The 18844-nt window shown below is 61.4% G+C and carries 22 protein-coding genes; 1 reads left to right on the top strand and 21 read right to left on the bottom strand.

Annotation, left to right across the window (positions count from 1 at the left end):
* Positions 1-99 precede the first annotated feature (99 nt).
* From BM70_RS0100375 to BM70_RS0100290, 18 genes are all read right to left on the bottom strand, one after another.
* On the bottom strand, positions 100-1101 hold the full coding sequence (locus BM70_RS0100375; protein WP_025854159.1) for an ADP-ribosylglycohydrolase family protein: 1002 nt from the start codon (positions 1099-1101) through the stop codon (positions 100-102).
* A complete protein-coding gene (locus BM70_RS0100370; RefSeq protein WP_025854158.1) occupies positions 1098-1811 on the bottom strand; it encodes a GntR family transcriptional regulator in 714 nt (237 codons plus the stop codon). The genes BM70_RS0100375 and BM70_RS0100370 overlap by 4 nt, the downstream gene beginning before the upstream one ends.
* A 70-nt stretch (positions 1812-1881) precedes the next feature.
* Positions 1882-2442, bottom strand: coding sequence for a DUF1285 domain-containing protein (locus BM70_RS0100365; RefSeq protein ID WP_025854157.1), 561 nt, complete (start codon positions 2440-2442; stop codon positions 1882-1884).
* A gap of 16 nt (positions 2443-2458) precedes the next feature.
* Positions 2459-3064, bottom strand: coding sequence for a DUF4823 domain-containing protein (locus BM70_RS0100360; protein ID WP_025854156.1), 606 nt, complete (start codon positions 3062-3064; stop codon positions 2459-2461).
* Between the two features lie 119 nt (positions 3065-3183).
* On the bottom strand, positions 3184-4152 hold the full coding sequence (locus tag BM70_RS0100355; RefSeq protein ID WP_025854155.1) for a GTP 3',8-cyclase MoaA: 969 nt from the start codon (positions 4150-4152) through the stop codon (positions 3184-3186).
* A 115-nt stretch (positions 4153-4267) separates the two neighbouring features.
* Positions 4268-4936, bottom strand: a complete 669-nt coding sequence (locus BM70_RS0100350) for a TetR/AcrR family transcriptional regulator (RefSeq protein ID WP_025854154.1) — start codon at positions 4934-4936, stop codon at positions 4268-4270.
* 446 nt (positions 4937-5382) lie between these two features.
* Entirely contained in the window at positions 5383-6168 is a 786-nt protein-coding gene (locus BM70_RS0100345) for a TatD family hydrolase (protein WP_025854153.1), read from the bottom strand.
* 63 nt (positions 6169-6231) lie between these two features.
* The gene (locus BM70_RS0100340; protein ID WP_025854152.1) at positions 6232-7221 is read right to left on the bottom strand and encodes a DNA polymerase III subunit delta'; all 990 of its coding nucleotides are present in this window, start codon (positions 7219-7221) and stop codon (positions 6232-6234) included.
* Positions 7214-7846 (bottom strand): dTMP kinase, encoded by a 633-nt coding sequence (tmk, locus tag BM70_RS0100335; protein WP_025854151.1) that lies wholly within the window; start codon positions 7844-7846, stop codon positions 7214-7216. The genes BM70_RS0100340 and tmk overlap by 8 nt, the downstream gene beginning before the upstream one ends.
* 19 nt (positions 7847-7865) lie before the next feature.
* The gene (mltG, locus tag BM70_RS0100330; RefSeq protein ID WP_025854150.1) at positions 7866-9011 is read right to left on the bottom strand and encodes an endolytic transglycosylase MltG; all 1146 of its coding nucleotides are present in this window, start codon (positions 9009-9011) and stop codon (positions 7866-7868) included.
* A 1-nt stretch (position 9012) separates the two neighbouring features.
* A complete protein-coding gene (pabC, locus tag BM70_RS0100325) occupies positions 9013-9828 on the bottom strand; it encodes an aminodeoxychorismate lyase (RefSeq protein WP_025854149.1) in 816 nt (271 codons plus the stop codon).
* Complete coding sequence (gene fabF, locus BM70_RS0100320) at positions 9828-11072, bottom strand: beta-ketoacyl-ACP synthase II (protein ID WP_025854148.1); 1245 nt, start codon at positions 11070-11072, stop codon at positions 9828-9830. Before fabF ends, pabC begins: the two co-directional genes overlap by 1 nt.
* A gap of 128 nt (positions 11073-11200) precedes the next feature.
* Positions 11201-11437 (bottom strand): acyl carrier protein, encoded by a 237-nt coding sequence (acpP, locus tag BM70_RS0100315; RefSeq protein WP_003175607.1) that lies wholly within the window; start codon positions 11435-11437, stop codon positions 11201-11203.
* A 191-nt stretch (positions 11438-11628) separates the two neighbouring features.
* Positions 11629-12372 (bottom strand): 3-oxoacyl-ACP reductase FabG, encoded by a 744-nt coding sequence (fabG, locus tag BM70_RS0100310; protein ID WP_005790544.1) that lies wholly within the window; start codon positions 12370-12372, stop codon positions 11629-11631.
* Between the two features lie 24 nt (positions 12373-12396).
* Positions 12397-13335 carry an ACP S-malonyltransferase gene (fabD, locus tag BM70_RS0100305; RefSeq protein WP_025854147.1) on the bottom strand — a complete coding sequence of 313 codons (939 nt, stop codon included), beginning with the start codon at positions 13333-13335 and terminating at the stop codon, positions 12397-12399.
* Positions 13336-13461: 126 nt separating this feature from the next.
* Positions 13462-14472, bottom strand: a complete 1011-nt coding sequence (gene plsX, locus BM70_RS0100300) for a phosphate acyltransferase PlsX (RefSeq protein WP_081782018.1) — start codon at positions 14470-14472, stop codon at positions 13462-13464.
* A 4-nt stretch (positions 14473-14476) separates the two neighbouring features.
* Positions 14477-14659, bottom strand: a complete 183-nt coding sequence (rpmF, locus tag BM70_RS0100295; protein ID WP_003179396.1) for a 50S ribosomal protein L32 — start codon at positions 14657-14659, stop codon at positions 14477-14479.
* Between the two features lie 13 nt (positions 14660-14672).
* Positions 14673-15203, bottom strand: coding sequence for a YceD family protein (locus BM70_RS0100290; RefSeq protein WP_010566563.1), 531 nt, complete (start codon positions 15201-15203; stop codon positions 14673-14675).
* A 105-nt stretch (positions 15204-15308) separates the two neighbouring features.
* On the opposite strand from BM70_RS0100290, the gene BM70_RS0100285 reads away from it, so the two are divergent.
* Positions 15309-15887: a nucleoside triphosphate pyrophosphatase gene (locus BM70_RS0100285; RefSeq protein ID WP_025854145.1), complete on the top strand. Its 579-nt coding sequence runs from the start codon at positions 15309-15311 to the stop codon at positions 15885-15887.
* 125 nt (positions 15888-16012) lie between these two features.
* Here the strand turns inward: BM70_RS0100285 and BM70_RS0100280 are convergent, their stop codons facing one another.
* From BM70_RS0100280 to rluC, 3 genes are read right to left on the bottom strand one after another with little or no spacing between them, the layout of a single operon-like run.
* Positions 16013-16996, bottom strand: a complete 984-nt coding sequence (locus BM70_RS0100280) for a S49 family peptidase (protein ID WP_025854144.1) — start codon at positions 16994-16996, stop codon at positions 16013-16015.
* Positions 16997-17017: 21 nt separating this feature from the next.
* Complete coding sequence (locus BM70_RS0100275) at positions 17018-17680, bottom strand: HAD-IA family hydrolase (protein WP_025854143.1); 663 nt, start codon at positions 17678-17680, stop codon at positions 17018-17020.
* A complete protein-coding gene (gene rluC / locus BM70_RS0100270; RefSeq protein WP_025854142.1) occupies positions 17667-18626 on the bottom strand; it encodes a 23S rRNA pseudouridine(955/2504/2580) synthase RluC in 960 nt (319 codons plus the stop codon). The genes BM70_RS0100275 and rluC overlap by 14 nt, the downstream gene beginning before the upstream one ends.
* Positions 18627-18844 lie beyond the last annotated feature (218 nt).

The following is an 18844-nucleotide window of genomic DNA, read 5'->3' as shown; positions in this document are numbered from 1 at the left end:
GACCTTTGTAGGAGCCGACTTGCCGGCGATGGCGGTGTCCCAGCCACTGCGGCGCCAACTCTCCGATCGCTATCGCCGGCAAGCCGGCTCCTACGGGTTTCAGCGCAATATCAGCAGCCCTTCGACCAGCGGCTGCAGATCCAGGCCGTTGACCTGCTTGACCTGCTCGATCAGCGCTTCTGGCCAGCACTGCATGCCCAGGCACGCACCGAGCATGGCGCCAAGAATCGCCGCGATGGTGTCGGTGTCACCGCCAAGGCTGGCCGCCAGGCACAGCGCCTCGAAGGCATTCATCTCGCCCACCGCCACTTGCTGGGCCAGGGCAAACGACACCACCACCGACTCCTGGGAAGCGACGGAGGTGCCGATCAATTCGTACAGCAGGTCGGCGAACAGGGCTTTATCGCCGCTGCCGACGCTCAAGGTCCGCGCCCAACTGATGCGGGTGGAAATACGCCCGCCCGCAATCCAGTGACCGTGGCCTTCCGCCTGCTGGGCAACCTGGGTGCCGATGTTCAGCGCTTCGCCCAGGTCCGCGCCGTTGATGCCGGCCGACACCACCGCCGCCACCGCCGCTGCACTGGAGATCCCCAGGGTGGTGTTATGGGTGACCTGGCAGGCCTGGATCACCGCCTGGATAAACTGCGAGGGATCACTGACATCGGCGGCAATCCCCACCGGGGTGATGCGCATTGCCGCGCCGTTGGTGGTGCCGTAGCGGCCGGACTCTTCAGGCGTGTGCCCGGCGAGGATCATGTCGATCGCACGCTTGGTGGACGGTCCCAGCAGGTCCTGCGAGCCCTTGGCACGCATCACCGCTTCCCAGTCGATCAGGCGCTGGGCGAGCACGGTGGGTTCGATTTTGCCTTGGCCTTCCACCAGCAACTCGCCGACCAGAATGGCCTGCTCGGTGTCATCGGTGATGGAGCCAGCAGGCATGTTCGGCGCGATCGGCTGGTCGGCGCCGGCATCTTCCAGGCCGGTGATGGCACCGAAACGCGCGCGGACTTGCTCGCGGCTCAGGGACTGGGTCGGCATGCCCAGGGCATCGCCCAACGCCAGGCCGTAAAAGGCGCCGAGGGCGCGAGGGTGCGGGGTCATTTCGAGTGTCCAAACTGGAGGTGCAGGCGAAAATGCAGTGGGTCGAGCAAGCTTTCGACGTGCTCCATGAAACGCTCGCGACGGTCGTAGGTGGTACGCGACGCCTTGAGGAACACCGTGCCTGCTGGGCGACCGAGCAGCTCGGCATCTTCGTCGCTGAGGGGCTCGGCGCCGATCCATTGGTCACCTTCGGCGCCGACATAACCGTAGGCGGCCAGGGTGATGGTCAGGGAGTTATCGATCAGGCCCACGCTCGGCAGGCTCTCCAGGCCTCCGGAGGCGGGCATCAACGAGCGCTCCAGGGAAACGGCGGTGCCATCGGTGGTGCGACGACGGCGGTCGAGGGCGATGAATTGGTCGCTGCCGAAACGGCTCAACAGGTCCGGGCGGGTGACGGCTTCCAGGCACAGGATATCGGTGTTCACCCGCGCACCGGTGTCGGCCAGGGCCTGGGCCCAGCCGCTGCGCTGGTCGAGCACCATGCCGTCAAAGGTGACGATAGAGCCGACGCCGCTCTGGGTTGCGATGTAATTGCGCCGCTTGAGTTCAGCGAGGGCTTCGCGCAGGGTGCCGCGGCTGACCGCAAACTCTTCGGCCAGTTGGTGCTCGCCCGGCAGCAGGAAACCGTCAGCCATCACCCCACCCTCGATACGGCGGATGAGCTCGTCGACGACGCGTTTTTTCTTATCAAATCGAACATGTCTAATCATGTACAAATTGATAACCGAAAGCGCCCATTTGCAGCAAGCGAATTATTTCAGGGAGATGAAAAAACCAGCCTCAAGGCTCCAGGCCAATGGGGAAAAACTCCCCGCCGCTCCAGACGCCCAGCCAGTTCTGACCGTTGATCGGACGGCTCACGGCGAGCTCGACCAATTGGTAGAAGGCGTTGCGATGCACCAGGGCTTCCAGGTTGGTGCGCACCCGCAGATACGGCGCGGGTTCCTGTGTGGCGGGGTCGATCACCACCCGCAACGGGTGTTCCAGGCCGGCTTCGACTTGGTCGTCAACATTGGTGGTAAAACGCAGCACTTGGTCTTCACCCTGCCCTTCGACTTCCAGGGTTACCGCGACAAACGGCGCATCATCGACGGTGATGCCGACCTTTTCCACGGGAGTGACCAGAAAGTAATCATCGCCATCGCGGCGGATGATGTTGGAGAACAGCTTGACCATTGGCTTACGCCCGATCGGCGTGCCCTGGTAGAACCAGGTGCCGTCGCGGGCGATGCGCATGTCGATGTGGCCGCAGAAGTCCGGGTTCCACAGGTGCACCGGTGCCGGTCCCTTGCCTTTGGGCAGTTGGGCCAACAGGTCGTTGGCCTTGGCGGAATCGGTCATGAGGTTCTCCTGGTCCTTACTGATCACTCATCCCCAACAGACCGCGAGCATACTGCGCCAGCGGGCGGGCAATCAGGTCTTGTGGCTTGTTATCGTGAAACGTCAGTAAACCGCCACGACTGCGAATACGGGCAGTATCAATCAAATACTGGGTGCTGGTCTCGATCAACATGATCTGGATGACGCCGCTGTCCAGCCCGACGCGGTCCAGGGCTTCCTGATCGGCCCACTCGTCGGCGTTGCCGATACGGTCATCAGCCTTGGCGAAGCGGCAGTACAGCAGGTAGTGAGCCCCCGCCGCACGGGCTTCGGCCATTGCCTGCTCCAGGCCTTCCGGCTGACGAGCACGGCGCACCATGGGGAAATATTCGACAAAACCATTGAAGGCTTCCTCGGCCACCACGTTCGGTCGCGGATAGGCGCTGCCCGGTGGCACGAAGGCGCCCTGGGCGATAAAGATAAAGGAGTCCGGCTGCACGCGAATCGAGGCAGTACGACGGGTATCGCTGTGGTCCAGCAAGCCGGCATCACTCATCTGATAACGGGTGCCTTCGGCCATATCGCTGACGGTCATGCAACCACTCAGCGTCAACGACGCCAGCAACAACACCAGACTACGCATCCTAATCCTCCAGAAGCCGGTGACGGAAAACCGGCGAATGGGCGTGAGATGCAGAATCCAGGCCATTCAGAGACGACGCAAAACCAAATGTGGGGATTATGTTGAGTTCGGAAATCGCGTCAGCCGCCAATGATCTTCATGATAGTGGCACCGCCAGAGAAGGCCACTTCCTGCTTATCGCCCAACGCCTTCATCAACAGGCCTTGCAGCGCCGGCAGTGCTTGATGCCGCGGTTTGTCGAGCAGGTCGCCGACGTAGTGACGGTTGCTCGACGACAGGCAGCCATGCAGCCAGCCCGTGGACGACAACCGCAACCGCGAACAGGTACGGCAGAACGGCACGCTTTCGTTGGCGATCACGCCAAAGAAGCCCTTGCCCGGCACTTCGTAGCGCACGGCGGTGGCGTCCACGGGGGCATTGGCTTGCAGGTATTCATACTGCTCGCCGATCAGGCCGAGCAACTGCTGAAGGCTGACAAACTGCTGCAGGAACGCATTGGAATCCTTGGCCAGGTGCCCCATGCGCATCAACTCGATGAAGCGCAACTCGTAGCCACGCGCCAGGCAATAGTCGAGCAACGGCATGACCTGGTCGAGGTTCTGGCCACGCAACGGCACCATATTGACCTTGATCTTGATCCCGGCAGCGCGGGCCTGGTCCATGCCGTCGAGCACAGTGGCCAGGTCGCCGCCACGGGCGATGCTGCGGAACGCGTCTGCATCCAGCGTGTCGAGGGAAACGTTGATGCGCTTGATCCCCGCATCCACCAGCAATGGCAGCTTGCGCGCCAGCAGTTGGCCATTGGTGGTCAGGCTGATGTCACTGAGACCCATCCCCCCCACGGCGCCCATGAAGGCTTCCAGTTTGGGACTGACCAGCGGCTCACCGCCGGTGATACGCAGGCGCTCGATGCCCGCCGCCTCAATCAGGTAAGCCACGCCACGGGCCATGGCCTCGGCCGAGAGTTCGTCCTGGGCAGCCACCAGCCGCTTGCCGTTCGGCACGCAGTAGGTACACGCGTAATTGCAGGCTGAGGTCAGGCTGATCCGCAAATTGCGAAAACGCCTGCCTTGACGATCAACGATCATGGATCACTCCGGCAGAGGATGGTTCGGGCGCGCTAAAAGCTGACTTAAAAATCAGCTTTTAGCAAGAGTCCATGCCTGAGTATATTCCTGGGGTACTACGGGTGGCAGCAAATCATTACGTGGCAGGGTTTTGCGCAGGCGCTGCTTCGATAGCTGCTGGCTCGCCGCTGTGCTTGCGCTTGTTGCCCATGCGCACGCCGATGTCCATCAGGAACTGGAAGAAACCTTCCTGATCCTCCAGCACATTGCTCCAGAACGGCGAGTGGTACAGCGCCACGGCGCCGTGCACCAGAGCCCAGGCAGCGCAGTAGTGGAAATACGGCGGCACATCTTCCAGCTTGCCTTCACTGATGCGGCCCTTGATCAGCAGGGTCAGGCGTTCGAAGTTGGAAGCACGGATCTTGTGCAGTTCCTCGACCATCTCCGGCACCTGATGGCCCTTGACCACCTTCTCTTCCAGGCGGTCGAACAGGCGGTAGCGCTGCGGATCACGCATGCGGAACTCGAAGTAGGCGCGGGACAGGGCTTCCTTGTCCTTGTCCACATCAGCCGAATGCAGCAACTCGTTCAAGTCGCGCTCGTAGTCGAGCATCAGGCGCAGGTAAATCTCGGCCTTGGACTTGAAGTGCTTGTAGATCGTGCCTTTGCCGATACCCACGGCATCCGCAATCATCTCGACGGTGACGCTGTCTTCACCTTGTTCGAGGAACAGCTTGAGCGCGGTGTCGAGAATTTCCTGCTCACGGCGGCGAAACTCACGGACCTTACGGGGTTCTTTGTGCATGAGGAAGAAGTCTGCAGAGGTCGATATAGGGGAGGGTTACGCACGGCAACGGATACGTGCCGATACGATTTACCCGATGCGAGGGATTATCCCGACTGAACGGTCGTTGGGCAATGTCTATGTGACCCCGTCACGCACTTTACTTTCAATACGCCAACGTTTTTATGGGTATCAGTCAGAAATAATACGCAACAACGACACCCGTGCACCTGCCTGATGAGAACTCAAGCGAAGCGCGCGTATTCCAAATCTGTTTAAAAAACGACCAGCCGCGACTGGACTGAATCGGATACTGATCAATACTTGAACTGTCGGCGTGACATCTCCCCCAAGTGAAGCGCCGACCTGGGTACCAACGGACCGTGTGCCCTTGTTTTACTCCTAATGGTCTTAGCCCGGATTCACCCCCCAGAACCCGGGTTTTTTTTGCCTGCGATTTGCCCGCTTCAGCCGGCTACGTGAGCCAGTGGGAACAGGCGCTTGAAGTTCTCGGTCGTCTGCTCGGCAAAGCGTTCGTAGGACTCGCCGCGCAGCATCGCCAGGTAATCCGCCACATCACGCACATACTCGGGCAGGTTCGGCTTGCCGCGATGGGGGATCGGCGCCAGGTACGGCGAATCGGTTTCCACCAGCAGGCGGTCTGCCGGCACCTGGCGTGCAACATCGCGCAGGGCGTCGGCGTTGCGGAAGGTGACGATGCCCGACAGGGAAATGTAGAAGCCCAGGTCCAGGGCGGCCTTGGCCATGTCCCAGTCCTCGGTAAAGCAGTGCAACACACCGGCCTGCGGCAACGCGGCTTCGCGCAGCAGGGTCAGGGTGTCGGCGCGGGCGCCACGGGTATGGACGATCACCGGTTTGCCGGTCTGCCGGGCGGCTTGCAGGTGCAGGCGGAACGAGGCCTGCTGCAACTCGGCGGCTTCAGGCTCGTAGTGGTAATCCAGACCGGTTTCACCGATGGCCACGACGCGCGGGTGATTGAGTTCACCCAGCAGCCAGTCGAGGGCTGGGGCTTCACCGGGCTTGAGGTCCAGCGGATGGATACCCACCGAGCAATCCACATCGGCGTAACGTTCGGCCAGGGCTTTGACGTCGGACGCATTTTCCGCGCTGACGCCAATGCACAGGAAGTGCCCTACGCCACGCTGGCGTGCGGCTTCGAGCGCGGCGTCAAGGGAGCCGCCGTGCTGGGCAAGGTCGAGGCGATCAAGGTGGCAATGGGAATCTACAAGCATAGGTATCTACAACTTCAGTCACGAAAAGTGTCTGGCCGACCATACACCCGCCGGCCACGGAAATTAACGGCGGCCGAGCAGCCCAACCCACTGCACCAGCAACGCTTCAAGCAGCAGCACGCGGTTGAGGTTGGCCTTGCCGAGCACCTTCTGGCGCTGGGCGAGGATCCAGTCCTGGATTGTCAGCACCTTGTCCTGGGCGCTTTTCTGCGCCAGGTATTGCACCACCTTGCGCATATCCGCCAGGCCCAGGCCGTTTTCGTCCTGGGTCAATTGGTAGCGCAGGATCAGGCTCGACCAGTCGCAGAACCAGTCGAACAGCAACAGCAGGGGAATGTCCTTCCAGGCAGTTTCTGCCAACTGAGTGGCGGACACTTCCTGCTTGATCAATTTCTTCACGCCGTCCACCACCAGCGCGCGTTGCTCACGCACACCCTGGGCTTGCAGCTTTACTGCGGCCAATGGCGAGCCGGCCGCCAGGGTCAGCAACTCGACGCGTTCGCCCTCGGTGCACTCCGGCAACGCCCACCCCAGCCATTCGAGGCTCATGGCCTCGCTCGGCAGCGGGCACGCCTGCTGCACGCAGCGACTGCGGATGGTCGGCAACAGGCGGCTGGACTGGTGGCTCACCAGCAACAACACAGTATCGCCGGACGGCTCCTCCAGACTCTTGAGCAAGGCGTTGGCGGCGTTGATGTTCATCGCCTCCACCGGCTCGATCAGTACGACCTTGCGCCCGCCCATCTGCGCGGTCTGCACCACGAAGCTGACAAGGTCGCGCACCTGGTCCACCTTGATCGCCTTGTCGGCCTCCTCGGGCTCCAGCAGGTAGTTATCCGGGTGGCTGCCGGCCTTGAGCAACAGGCAGGACTTGCACTCGCCGCAGGCTTCCAGGTTGACCGGGCGCTGGCACAGCAGGCTGGCCATGAGGCGTTCGGCCAGGTCACGCTTGCCGATACCCACCGGCCCATGCAGCAGGTAGGCATGGGCGTGCTGGGCACGGCCGGCCAGTTGTTGCCACAGGCTGTCCTGCCACGGGTAGGCTTCAGCCACGGGCGCGCTCCAGCAGAGTTGGCAGCAGGCTATCGATGGCGTGCTGCACGTGGGCCAGCGGTTGGGCGGCGTCCAGCAGGTAATAACGCGCAGGCTCGGCTGCAGCACGTGCAAGGAAGGCAGTACGTACAGCGTCGAAGAAGGCCTGGCCTTCCAGCTCGAAACGGTCCAGGCGACCACGGGCACTGGCGCGGGCCAGGCCTACTTCCACCGGCAGGTCGAACACCAGGGTCAGGTCAGGGCGCAAGTCACCTTGAACGAAGGTTTCCAGGGTAGCGATGCGCGCCAGGGACAGGCCCCGACCACCGCCCTGGTAGGCATAGGTGGAGTCGGTGAACCGGTCGCAGATCACCACGGCACCGCGCATCAGGGCCGGGCGAATCACTTCGGCCAGGTGCTGGGCACGCGCGGCGAACACCAGCAGCAACTCGGTGTCCGGATTCATCTGCTCTTCACCCGGTGCCAGCAACACCTCGCGGATACGCTCGGCCAGCGGCGTGCCGCCGGGCTCGCGGGTCAGTACCACCTCGATGCCTTCGCTGCGCAAGCGCTCGGCCAGGTAATCGCGGTTGGTACTTTTGCCGGCGCCTTCGGGGCCTTCCAGGGTAATAAACAAGCCAGTCACAGGCAGTCCTTAGTCAGAATTATTGCGGGCTTTGCGGCGCGGTGTTGTCCGGCGCGGGCTCGGCCGGCTTTTCAGCCGGCGCTTGCGCAGGCACATCGGCCGGTGGCGCGGCGTCTTCCGCTGGCTTCACCACCGGTGCCGGGCTGGAGCGGTAATCGGCGCGACGCTTGAGCTGAAACTCACGCACCGCGGCATTATGCGCATCCAGGTCATCGGAGAAAATATGGCTGCCGTCGCCCCGGGCGACAAAATACAGGCTGCTGCCCGGCACCGGGTTCAACGCGGCATGGATCGCCTCGCGGCCGACCATGGCGATGGGCGTTGGCGGCAGGCCGGCGACCATGTAGGTGTTGTAGGGGTTGGCTTCCTTGAGGTGAGCGCGGGTCAACTTGCCGTTATAGCGCTCGCCCAGGCCATAGATAACGGTCGGGTCGGTCTGCAACAACATGCCGACCTTCAGGCGCCGCACGAATACCCCGGCGATCTGCCCACGTTCTTCGGGTACGCCGGTCTCTTTCTCGACCAGGGAGGCCATGATCAGCGCTTGATAAGGGTCGGTGTACGGCGCATCGGCGACACGCTTGCTCCACTCCTGGGCAAGTACATCGTCCAGGCGGTTATAGGCTTTCTTCAGGAATTCGACGTCGGTCATGCCACGCACGAAGCGGTAGGTATCCGGGAAGAACCGCCCTTCGGGAAACACGCCGGGATGACCGAGCTTGTCCATGACTTCACTGTCACTGAGGCCCGAAAGGCTCTGCACGATCTTTTCATGCTTGGCCAGGGCCGAGCGCACCTGGCGGAAGTTCCAGCCTTCGACCAGGGTGAGGCTGTATTGCACCACTTCGCCGCGCTGCCACAGCCCGATCAGGCCCTGCGCCGTCATGCCGGGCGTCATGCGGTATTCGCCACTGTGCAACGGCTGGCCATCGAGGTTGAAGCGCCAGTAAAGGCGCAACCAGAAGGCGCCTTCGAGCACGCCGTCGGCTTCCAGGCGATTGAAGGTGCCGGTGGGGGTCGCCCCTGCCGGCACGTCGAGCAATTGCTCCTGGGTCAGGTTCAAGGACTGCTTCAAGGCAGCGTCGAACTTCCAGGCCGAATAGCCCAACAGCAAAGCCGCCGAGAACAGACCGATCAGCAGCAGTACAACCAGTTTTCGTATCAACTCAAATTTCCAATAGCGCGCGAACAATGCCCTGCAGTTTACGGGTGAGCGGCCCAACCGACCAGCTCATCGCAGCGTACCCGCGCACCGGCCAAATGCCATAAACGCTGTTGCACACAAAGACTTCGTCGGCTTGCTGCAACTGCTCAAGATCGATGTCGGCCACGGCCACCGGGATGCCCAGGGTGTGTGCCTGGGCCAGGATCTCGGCGCGCATCACCCCGGCCACCCCGCAACGCGTCAGATCAGCGGTTAGTAACAAGCCGTTGCGCACCAGGAATACATTGCTGAATACCCCCTCGATGACGCGTCCAGACAGATCCAGCATCAAGCCTTCGGCATGTTCGGTGTCCTGCCATTCGGCGCGGGCGATCACCTGTTCCAGGCGATTGAGGTGCTTGAGACCGGCCAGCAATGGCTGCTCGGCCAAGCGAGTGGCACATGGAAACAGGCGGATGCCGTCGTCTCCATGGGCGTGGGGATAGGTGGCGGGCGGACTGCCCTGCAAGATGCGGCGCACCGGTGCGCCAAGGTTGATGCCGTAACCGCGCAGGCTGTCGCCACGGGTCAGGATCAATTTGAGGACACCGTCGCCGAGGGCGGCGGCATAGGCCAGCACTTCGCTGCGGATCAATGCATGATCCGCAACCAAGGCGAGGCGCCTGCACCCCTCATCGAGGCGGTGCAGGTGGCGGTCGAGCAACACGGGCTGCCCGCCCCTGACGGCGATGGTTTCGAACAGCCCATCGCCATACGCCAGGCCGCGATCTTTCAGGGGCACGCTGTCCGCTGGCTGACCGTCGACCCAGCTGCGCATCACTCGGCGAACCGGCGGAACACCAGGGAGCCGTTGGTGCCGCCAAAACCGAACGAGTTGGAGATCACCACGTCGATCGGCATCTGCTGCGCTTCGTGAGGCACGAAGTTCAAGTCGCAGCCTTCATCCGGCTCATCCAGGTTGATGGTCGGCGGAGCGACCTGGTCCTTGATGGCCATGACGCTGAAGATCGCTTCGACCGCGCCCGCCGCACCCAGCAAGTGGCCGGTCATGGACTTGGTGGAGCTGACCGCCAGCTTGTAGGCATGCTCGCCGAACACCGACTTGATGGCTTCGGCCTCCGCCAGATCACCCGTCGGGGTCGACGTGCCATGGGCGTTGATGTACTGCACCTGATCCGGATTGACCTTGGCATCGCGCAAGGCGTTGGTGATGCAACGTGCAGCACCGGCACCGTCGGACGGAGGCGAGGTCATGTGGTAGGCGTCGCCGCTCATGCCAAAACCGATCAGCTCGGCGTAGATAGTCGCGCCACGCGCCTTGGCGTGCTCCAACTCTTCCAGCACCAGGGCTCCGGCACCGTCGGACAGTACGAAGCCGTCACGGCCTTTGTCCCACGGACGACTGGCACGGGTGGGTTCGTCGTTGCGGGTCGATAGTGCACGGGACGCGCCGAAACCGCCCATGCCCAGTCCGCAGGCGGCCATTTCGGCGCCGCCGGCGATCATCACGTCGGCTTCGTCATAGGCGATGTTGCGTGCCGCCATGCCAATGCAATGCGTGCCGGTGGTGCACGCGGTGGCGATGGCGTAGTTAGGTCCCTGTGCGCCCAGGTGGATGGACAGGAAACCGGAAATCATATTGATGATCGAGCCCGGGACGAAGAACGGTGAAATTCGACGAGGGCCGGAATCGTGCAACGTGCGGCTGGTTTCTTCGATATTGGTCAAACCGCCAATACCCGAACCCATGGCCACGCCGATGCGGTCACGGTTGGCGTCGGTGACTTCCAGGCCGGCGTTACGCACTGCCTGAAAACCGGCTGCCAGGCCGTATTGAATGAACAGGTCGAGTTTGCGGGACTCTTTTACCGAGAGATATTCCTCGACATTGAAACCCTTTACCGAGCCGCCAAAACGGGTGGAATAGGCAGAAAGGTCCGTGTGTTCGATCAGACCGATACCACTGTGGCCAGCCAGAATGCCCTGCCAACTGCTTGGCACATCCGTGCCCAGTGGCGACAACATACCCATACCGGTGACTACGACGCGTCTACGCGACACAGCACTCTCCTTTTTCTAATGACGACACTTTTGCTTCAACGCTCACTTTTCATCAGGGCTAAAGAAAAAACCGCACGCCGTTACAGCAGTGCGGTTTTTCCCTGACAGCAAGCGACGACTACAAACTATTACGCCTGGTGGCTAGTAACGTAGTCGATAGCAGCTTGAACAGTAGTGATTTTTTCAGCTTCTTCGTCCGGGATTTCGGTCTCGAATTCCTCTTCCAGAGCCATCACCAGCTCAACGGTGTCAAGGGAATCGGCACCCAGGTCTTCTACGAAGGAAGCAGTGTTGACCACTTCTTCTTCTTTAACGCCCAGTTGCTCGGCGACGATTTTCTTGACGCGCTCTTCGATGGTGCTCATACCTTGTTTAACTCCTAATGGACAAATTCAGGCAGCTGGCCAGTGGGTAAGTGTATAGAAAGCCTTTTCAGCTTTTCAACTGAAAGCTTCACCCAGTACCCGGTCGGCCACCTGCCTATAAATTAAGTTGCAGCTTTATAACGGATTTTAGACAGCTCGTATGACATTTTTTTGAAGCGATCCGTCACAATTTAACTCATGTACATCCCGCCGTTCACCGGGATTGTAGCCCCAGTCACGTATGCCGCACCGTCGGATGCCAGGAAAGTGACCACATTCGCGATCTCTTGAGCCTGGCCCAGACGGCCCAGCGGAATCTGCGTCAGCAAGGCTTCACGCTGTGCTTCCGGCAGTTCGCGGGTCATATCGGTGTCGATGAACCCTGGGGCCACCGAGTTGACCGTAATCGACCGCGAGCCGACTTCACGCGCCAGTGCACGGCTGAAACCTTCCAGACCGGCCTTGGCGGAGGCGTAGTTTACTTGGCCTGCGTTGCCCATGGCACCCACTACGGAGCCAATATTGATAATTCGGCCCCAGCGCGCCTTGGTCATGCCACGCAAAACGCCCTTGGACAGGCGAAACAGACTGTTCAAGTTGGTGTCGACCACGTCGTACCACTCGTCGTCTTTCATGCGCATCATCAGGTTATCGCGAGTGATGCCGGCGTTATTTACCAGAATCGCCGGCGCGCCGAACTGTGCGGTGATCTCGGCCAGTACGGCAGCTACAGACTCATCGCTGGTCACGTTCAGCTCAAGGCCGGTGCCTTGAACGCCGTTTTCCTTCAGGGTCGCAGCGATACGCTCGGCGCCCGAAGCGGAAGTGGCGGTGCCGATCACAACGGCGCCCTGACGGCCCAGTTCCAGGGCGATGGCCTGGCCAATGCCACGGCTTGCGCCGGTGACCAGTGCAACTTTACCTTGCAGACTCATGCAGGCTTCTCCTAAGTGCGGAAATCAGGCCAGTGCCGCGCGAGCGGCAGCGAAGGCATCCGGGGTATTCAGGTTGGCGGTCGACACACCGTCGGCGCAACGCTTGTTGAGGCCGGCCAGGACTTTGCCCGGGCCGCACTCGACCAACTCGGTGGCGCCATTGGCAGCCAGGGTCTGGACCGATTCAACCCAGCGTACGGGCTTGTAGAGCTGTTCCAGCAGGTCGCGCTTGAGGGTGTCGAGGTCGGCCGCCACGGCGGCGCTGACGTTCTGCACCAACGGGATCTGCGGCGCCTGCCAATTGATGGCGGCGATGGACTCGGCAAAGCGCTCGGCCGCCGGACGCATCAGCTCGCAGTGCGACGGCACGCTCACCGGCAACGGCAAGGCGCGCTTGGCACCACGGGCCTTGCAGCCTTCGATGGCCCGCTCGACCGCAGCCTTGGCACCGGCGATCACTACTTGACCAGGGGAGTTGAAGTTTACCGCACTGACCACTTCGCCCTGGGCCGCTTCGGCACACGCCTCAATCACAACAGCATCGTCCAGGCCCAGGATCGCGGCCATGCCGCCCTGCCCGGCCGGAACGGCCTCTTGCATCAACTGGCCACGACGCTCGACCAGCTTGACCGCTTCACCGAGGGTCAGGCTGCCCGCCGCCACCAGCGCGCTGTATTCGCCCAGGCTGTGACCGGCCACGAATGCCGGGCGCGCGCCGCCTTCCGCCAGCCACAAGCGCCACAGGGCGATCGAAGCGGTCAAGATGGCCGGCTGGGTTTTATCGGTTTGATTGAGTTGCTCTTCCGGCCCCTGCTGGGTCAGTGCCCACAGGTCATAACCCAGGGCGTCGGAAGCTTCCTTGAAGGTGTCCAGGATCAGCGGATGCTGCGCGCCCAGTTCGGCCAACATGCCGAGGGACTGCGAACCCTGCCCTGGAAAGACGAATGCGAGGGATGTAGACATGTAACAAGCCCCTAATGATCTGGTCGTCAAAAATGCGCACTCCTACGGTGGGAGCGCACGAAACTGACAGATTGGATGGTCAATTGAACTGGCCGGTCACATTTAAGCACTCCCGGGCCGATTCGCCTAAGGCAACAGGTCCTCGAGACGGCCGTGCAAGCGTTGCGGCAGGTTTTCCTGGATCTCGATCAGGGCCCGCGCAATCGCGCTTTGAAAGCCCTCGACGCCGGCCGAACCATGGCTTTTTACCACGATGCCCTGCAACCCCAGAAAACTCGCGCCATTATGCCGCGCCGGGGCCAGGTCAGCCTGCAGACGGCGCATCAATGGCAGCGCCAGGGCCCCGACCAGGCGCGACGCCAGGTTCTGCTTGAACAACGCCTCGATACGCGTGGCGATCATGGTCGCCAGGCCTTCGCTGGATTTGAGCAGGATATTGCCGACAAATCCGTCGCACACCACCACGTCCGCTTCGCCACGATAAAGGCCATCACCCTCGACAAAACCGATGTAGTTCAAGCCGCGCGCACCTTGCAGCAAGGTGGCGGCGAGCTTGACCTGCTGGTTGCCCTTGATGTCTTCAGTGCCGATATTCAGCAACGCAACGCGCGGCCGTGCCACGCCAAGCGCTTCGGCGGCCACCGAGCCCATCACGGCGAACTGGAGCAGGTGCTCGGCGCTGCAATCGACGTTCGCGCCCAGGTCCAGCAACTGGCAATAGCCTTTCTGCGTCGGAATCGCCGCCACCATCGCGGGTCGGTCAATGCCGGGCAACGTCTTGAGCACAAACCGCGACAACGCCATCAGGGCCCCGGTATTGCCGGCACTGACACAGGCCTGAACCTTGCCATCACGCAGCAGTTCCAGGGCCACCCGCATCGAAGAGTCAGGTTTGCCCCGCAGGGCTGCCGCCGGCTTGTCATCCATGCTGATGGTTTCGCTGGCCGGCGTAATCGTCAGGCGCGCGCGATCCACCGCCGGATGGCTGGCAATCAGTTCTTCAAGTAAGGAGGGTTGACCGACAAGGGTCAGGTGCAGCGAGGGTGTTGCAGACAGGCTGGCAATGCAGGCCTGAACAATGCTGCGGGGACCGAAGTCCCCGCCCATTGCGTCTATCGCGATGACTAGAGCAGACAAGTGATTACTCGTCAGCGCCCTTGTCGATCACTTTACGGCCACGGTATACGCCTTCTGGCGATACGTGGTGACGCAGGTGAACTTCACCGGTGGTCTTTTCTACGGACAGGGTGCTAGCCTCGAGAGCGTCGTGCGAACGGCGCATGTCACGGGCGGAGCGGGATTTTTTGTTCTGCTGAACAGCCATAATTGATTAACTCCTAAACGTTTGGGTCACGCTTTAACTGCGCCAATACACTGAACGGGTTGGACCGCGTTACCTCGTCCTCGCTCGGTTCGGGCTCGTCATCGAGGCCCGCCGGCTGCTGGCATTCTTCCGGATGATGAGCAGGCACAATGGGCAAGGCGAGCAGAAGCTCCTCCTCGATCAGTGCATGCAGATCCAAAGGATCTTCGCCCAGTTCCAGCACGTCATAACCTTTCGGCAACGACTGGGTATTCGCACCCTCCTTCACCACAGCATAACTGCACTCGCTGTGGATCGGCAGGGTGACCAGCTCAAGACAACGCTGGCAAACCATTTTGACTTCGGTGTCGATAAAGCTGTGAATGACCACAGATTTACGTTCATCTCGTTCAAAAACGAATTTGGCCTGCACCGTACCGACAGTGTCGGAAAGCGGGTCGCAGAGTCTCTCCAAATCGGCCAGCAGCAACTCACCTTGAAGGGAAGTGCCACGATCAGCCAATTTGCGCGGGTCAACGTGAGGTGGAATCGGGTCATTCAACATAGGCGCAGCATTATAGGGATGCACCCGGCCATGTCAAAGGAAATTCGGCCCTGTGCGTCAGCCGGTCGCCCCGCTAGAATCCCCCGCTGCCTTGAGGAGACGCCCATGCTGCCTTTATTACTCGCATCCAGCTCGGTTTATCGCCGGGAATTGCTGAGCCGCCTGCACCTGCCGTTCATCTGCAGCTCGCCGGATATCGACGAAAGCCACCGTGCAAATGAACCCGCCATCGAGCTGGTCAAGCGCCTGGCCGAACAGAAAGCCCGCGCCCTGGCCACCAGCCATCCAGGGCATTTGATTATCGGTTCCGACCAGGTGGCCGCGCTCGAAGGCCGGATCATCGGCAAGCCCCACACCTCCGAGAATGCCCGTGAACAGCTGTTGGCCGCCAGCGGCAAGCGTGTCAGCTTCCTCACCGGATTGGCGCTGCTCAACACCGAGACCGGACACTGCCAGGTCGACTGCGTACCGTTTACCGTGCACATGCGCGAACTGGACGCTGAACGCATCGAGCGCTACCTGCGGATCGAGCAGCCGTATGATTGCGCGGGCAGTTTCAAGGCCGAAGGGCTGGGTGTGAGCCTGTTCCAGAGTACCGAAGGACCGGATGCGACCAGCCTGATAGGTTTGCCGCTGATTCGGCTGGTCGACATGCTGCTGGCCGAAGGCGTGCAAATCCCCTGAGAACAACGCATAACCAAATGCGGGCTTGCTCGCGAAGGCGGCGCATCAGTCAATACATCTGTGCCTGACCCACCGCCTTCGCGAGCAAGCCCGCACACATTTTGAGCTATATCAGCCTCAGGATGTCAGCGCAGGGATGGGCCTTGGAAGCCCATGTAAAACGCCAGCTTCTCCGCCACGCTGGCACCGAGTCGCTTGGAGAAGCGATCGAACGGCGATTCCTCAACCGTGAAATCCACCAATTCCTTCTCGCCAATCACGTCCCGCGCCACCGAACTGGCACTGCCCAGGCCATCGATCAAGCCCAGCGGCAATGCCTGCTCGCCCGACCACACCAGGCCGGAGAACAGCTCCGGGTGGTCCTTATCCTTCAGGCGATCACCGCGCCCTTGCTTCACGCTGGCGATGAACTGGCGATGGGTGGTGTCGAGCACGCCCTGCCAGAACTGGGTTTCATCCGCTTTTTGCGGCTGGAATGGATCAAGAAACGCCTTGTGCTCACCCGAGGTGTAGGTGCGGCGCTCCACGCCCAGTTTCTCCATGGTGCCGACAAACCCATAGCCCGCCGCCGTTACACCAATAGAGCCCACCAGGCTGGCCTTGTCGGCGTAGATCTGGTCAGCAGCACTGGCGATGTAATAGGCGCCGGAAGCGCCCAGGTCGGAAATCACCGCATACAGCTTGGTATCCGGGTGCAGGCCTCGCAGACGGCGAATCTCGTCATACACATAACCCGACTGCACCGGACTGCCGCCCGGGCTATTGATGCGCAGGATCACACCCTTGACCTTGGGATCCTCGAATGCAGCGCGCAGGCTGCTGACGATATTGTCGGCGCTGGCGGATTCCTTGTCGGCAATCACCCCGCGCACTTCGATCAGGGCGGTGTAGTTGGCGCCACGGGTGGCACTTTTTTCCATGTCCATCAGCGGACTGAACAGCACCAGCATGGCGATGAGCCAGGTAAAGGTCAGCAGCTTGAAGAAAATCCCCCAACGCCGCGCACGGCGCTGTTCCTGGACGCTGGCCAGGAGGGTTTTCTCCAGCAGCTTCCAGCTTTTGTCATCACTGCTTTCAGCCTTTTCGGGCGCTTTCCACTCGTCACTCATGCCATCAACCCCAGCAAAGACTTATTGGGCCCGGCCGAGCCAGGCCTGCAATTCGGAAAAATGATCAATCGTCAGCCTGGGCTCATATTGCTGCAAGGCCTCGGCCGCCTGGGCGCCGTAGCTGACCGCAACGCTGTCCATGCCTGCATTGCGCGCCATCATCAGGTCGAAGGAAGCATCGCCCACCATCAACGCCTGGCGTGGCGACACACCGCAGTGGGCCAGGATCTGCTCCAGCATCAGAGGGTGAGGCTTGCTGGCAGTTTCATCGGCGGCACGGGTGATATCGAAATAATCTTCCCAGCCATGGGCCTTGAGCACCCGGTCCAGCCCGCGACGGGCCTTGCCGGTGGCGACCGCCAGCTGATAACCGCCGGCCCGCAAGGCGTCCAGGGACTGCACCACACCATCGAACAGCGGCGAAGGCGTAGCCTCCAGGGCAATGTAGTGATCGGCGTAGTGATCTCGGAATGCAGCCAGCTCGGCGTCGCTGATCTCGGGGTACAAGGTGCGAATGGCCTCAGGCAAGCCGAGGCCGATGATGCCCTTGACCGCATGATCCGTGCACAGCGCGTATCCCGAGCGGGTCGACGCCGCGTGCATCGATTCGACAATCCGGCCAATGGAGTTGGCCAGGGTACCGTCCCAATCGAAAATCAGCAGTTTGTAATCAAGGTGCGACACTCAAACGCTCCACGGTCTTGGCCCACATCTCATCGACCGGCGCCTGCAGCTTCAATTCGCCGCCATCGGGCAGCGGCACAGTGAGCATGTAGGCGTGCAGGAACAGGCGCTTGCCGCCCAGGTCACGGATTTCCCTGGAGAAATCCTCGTCGCCGTATTTGGTATCGCCAGCGATGCAGTGGCCTGCATGCAGGGTGTGCACGCGAATCTGGTGGGTACGGCCGGTCACCGGCTTGGCCTCGACCATGGTGGCAAAGTCACCGAAACGGCGCAGGACCTTGAACAGGGTCAGGGCTTCTTTGCCCTCCTCGTCCACCTCCACCATGCGCTCGCCGGAACGCAGGTTGCTCTTCTGCAATGGCGCGCGGACGCTCTTGACGGAACTGGCCCAGTTACCGCGTACCAGTGCCATGTAGCGCTTGTCCACGCCATCGCCACGCAGGGCGGTGTGCAGGTGGCGCAGCATGCTGCGCTTCTTGGCGATCATCAGCAGGCCGGAAGTGTCGCGGTCCAGGCGGTGGACCAACTCCAACTCCTTGGCGTCCGGGCGCAACTGACGAAAGGCTTCGATCACACCGAAATTCAGGCCGCTGCCGCCGTGAACCGCAATGCCACAGGGCTTGTTGATCACGATCAGCTTGTTGTCTTCGAAGACAATCGAGGCTTCAAGGCGCTGCAACAAGCCCTGCGCCAATGGCACAGGCTCATCACGCTCAGGCACGCGCACCGGCGGCACGCGAACGATATCGCCCGCCTGCAACTTGTACTCGGGCTTGATCCGGCCCTTGTTCACCCGCACTTCACCTTTACGCAAGATGCGGTAAATCAAGGTCTTGGGCACGCCTTTGAGCCTGGCCAGGAGAAAATTGTCGATGCGTTGGCCGGCATATTCCGGCGAGACCTCGAGCAGCTGGACGCTGGGGGTCTGGGGGGCGGTAGTCGTCATGGCGGCGATGATAACAATTTTTTATGGAATTGAAGCACTTAATCATTGCTGCTATAGTCGCGAACGCCGCCAAAAGCGGCCTGGACAGAGGACATGCGGCAAACTGCCGGCCCTGACCATCGCAATTCATCAGGACGCGAGGCCGTCCTACGGGGCTTTCGCCACCCTGGAAGGCTCAAGATTGTAACAAGCGCAGGTGACATGAGGCCTGAAGCGAG

Origin of the sequence: Pseudomonas sp. CHM02 (genome assembly GCF_000612585.1) — a bacterium.
Taxonomy (GTDB): domain Bacteria; phylum Pseudomonadota; class Gammaproteobacteria; order Pseudomonadales; family Pseudomonadaceae; genus Aquipseudomonas.
The sequence above is the reverse complement of the archived record's forward strand: the minus strand, read 5'-3'. Positions and strand labels throughout refer to the sequence as shown.

What these genes read in the sequence shown, in the direction of transcription:
- BM70_RS0100375 (WP_025854159.1), bottom strand. Translation starts at nt 1,101, where the DNA reads ATGACCCCGCACCCTCGCGCCCTCGGCGCCTTTTACGGCCTGGCGTTG.
- BM70_RS0100370 (WP_025854158.1), bottom strand. Translation starts at nt 1,811, where the DNA reads ATGATTAGACATGTTCGATTTGATAAGAAAAAACGCGTCGTCGACGAG.
- BM70_RS0100365 (WP_025854157.1), bottom strand. Translation starts at nt 2,442, where the DNA reads ATGACCGATTCCGCCAAGGCCAACGACCTGTTGGCCCAACTGCCCAAA.
- BM70_RS0100360 (WP_025854156.1), bottom strand. Translation starts at nt 3,064, where the DNA reads ATGCGTAGTCTGGTGTTGTTGCTGGCGTCGTTGACGCTGAGTGGTTGC.
- BM70_RS0100355 (WP_025854155.1), bottom strand. Translation starts at nt 4,152, where the DNA reads ATGATCGTTGATCGTCAAGGCAGGCGTTTTCGCAATTTGCGGATCAGC.
- BM70_RS0100350 (WP_025854154.1), bottom strand. Translation starts at nt 4,936, where the DNA reads ATGCACAAAGAACCCCGTAAGGTCCGTGAGTTTCGCCGCCGTGAGCAG.
- BM70_RS0100345 (WP_025854153.1), bottom strand. Translation starts at nt 6,168, where the DNA reads ATGCTTGTAGATTCCCATTGCCACCTTGATCGCCTCGACCTTGCCCAG.
- pabC (WP_025854149.1), bottom strand. Translation starts at nt 9,828, where the DNA reads ATGCGCAGCTGGGTCGACGGTCAGCCAGCGGACAGCGTGCCCCTGAAA.
- acpP (WP_003175607.1), bottom strand. Translation starts at nt 11,437, where the DNA reads ATGAGCACCATCGAAGAGCGCGTCAAGAAAATCGTCGCCGAGCAACTG.
- fabG (WP_005790544.1), bottom strand. Translation starts at nt 12,372, where the DNA reads ATGAGTCTGCAAGGTAAAGTTGCACTGGTCACCGGCGCAAGCCGTGGC.
- fabD (WP_025854147.1), bottom strand. Translation starts at nt 13,335, where the DNA reads ATGTCTACATCCCTCGCATTCGTCTTTCCAGGGCAGGGTTCGCAGTCC.
- rpmF (WP_003179396.1), bottom strand. Translation starts at nt 14,659, where the DNA reads ATGGCTGTTCAGCAGAACAAAAAATCCCGCTCCGCCCGTGACATGCGC.
- BM70_RS0100290 (WP_010566563.1), bottom strand. Translation starts at nt 15,203, where the DNA reads ATGTTGAATGACCCGATTCCACCTCACGTTGACCCGCGCAAATTGGCT.
- BM70_RS0100285 (WP_025854145.1), top strand. Translation starts at nt 15,309, where the DNA reads ATGCTGCCTTTATTACTCGCATCCAGCTCGGTTTATCGCCGGGAATTG.
- BM70_RS0100280 (WP_025854144.1), bottom strand. Translation starts at nt 16,996, where the DNA reads ATGAGTGACGAGTGGAAAGCGCCCGAAAAGGCTGAAAGCAGTGATGAC.
- rluC (WP_025854142.1), bottom strand. Translation starts at nt 18,626, where the DNA reads ATGACGACTACCGCCCCCCAGACCCCCAGCGTCCAGCTGCTCGAGGTC.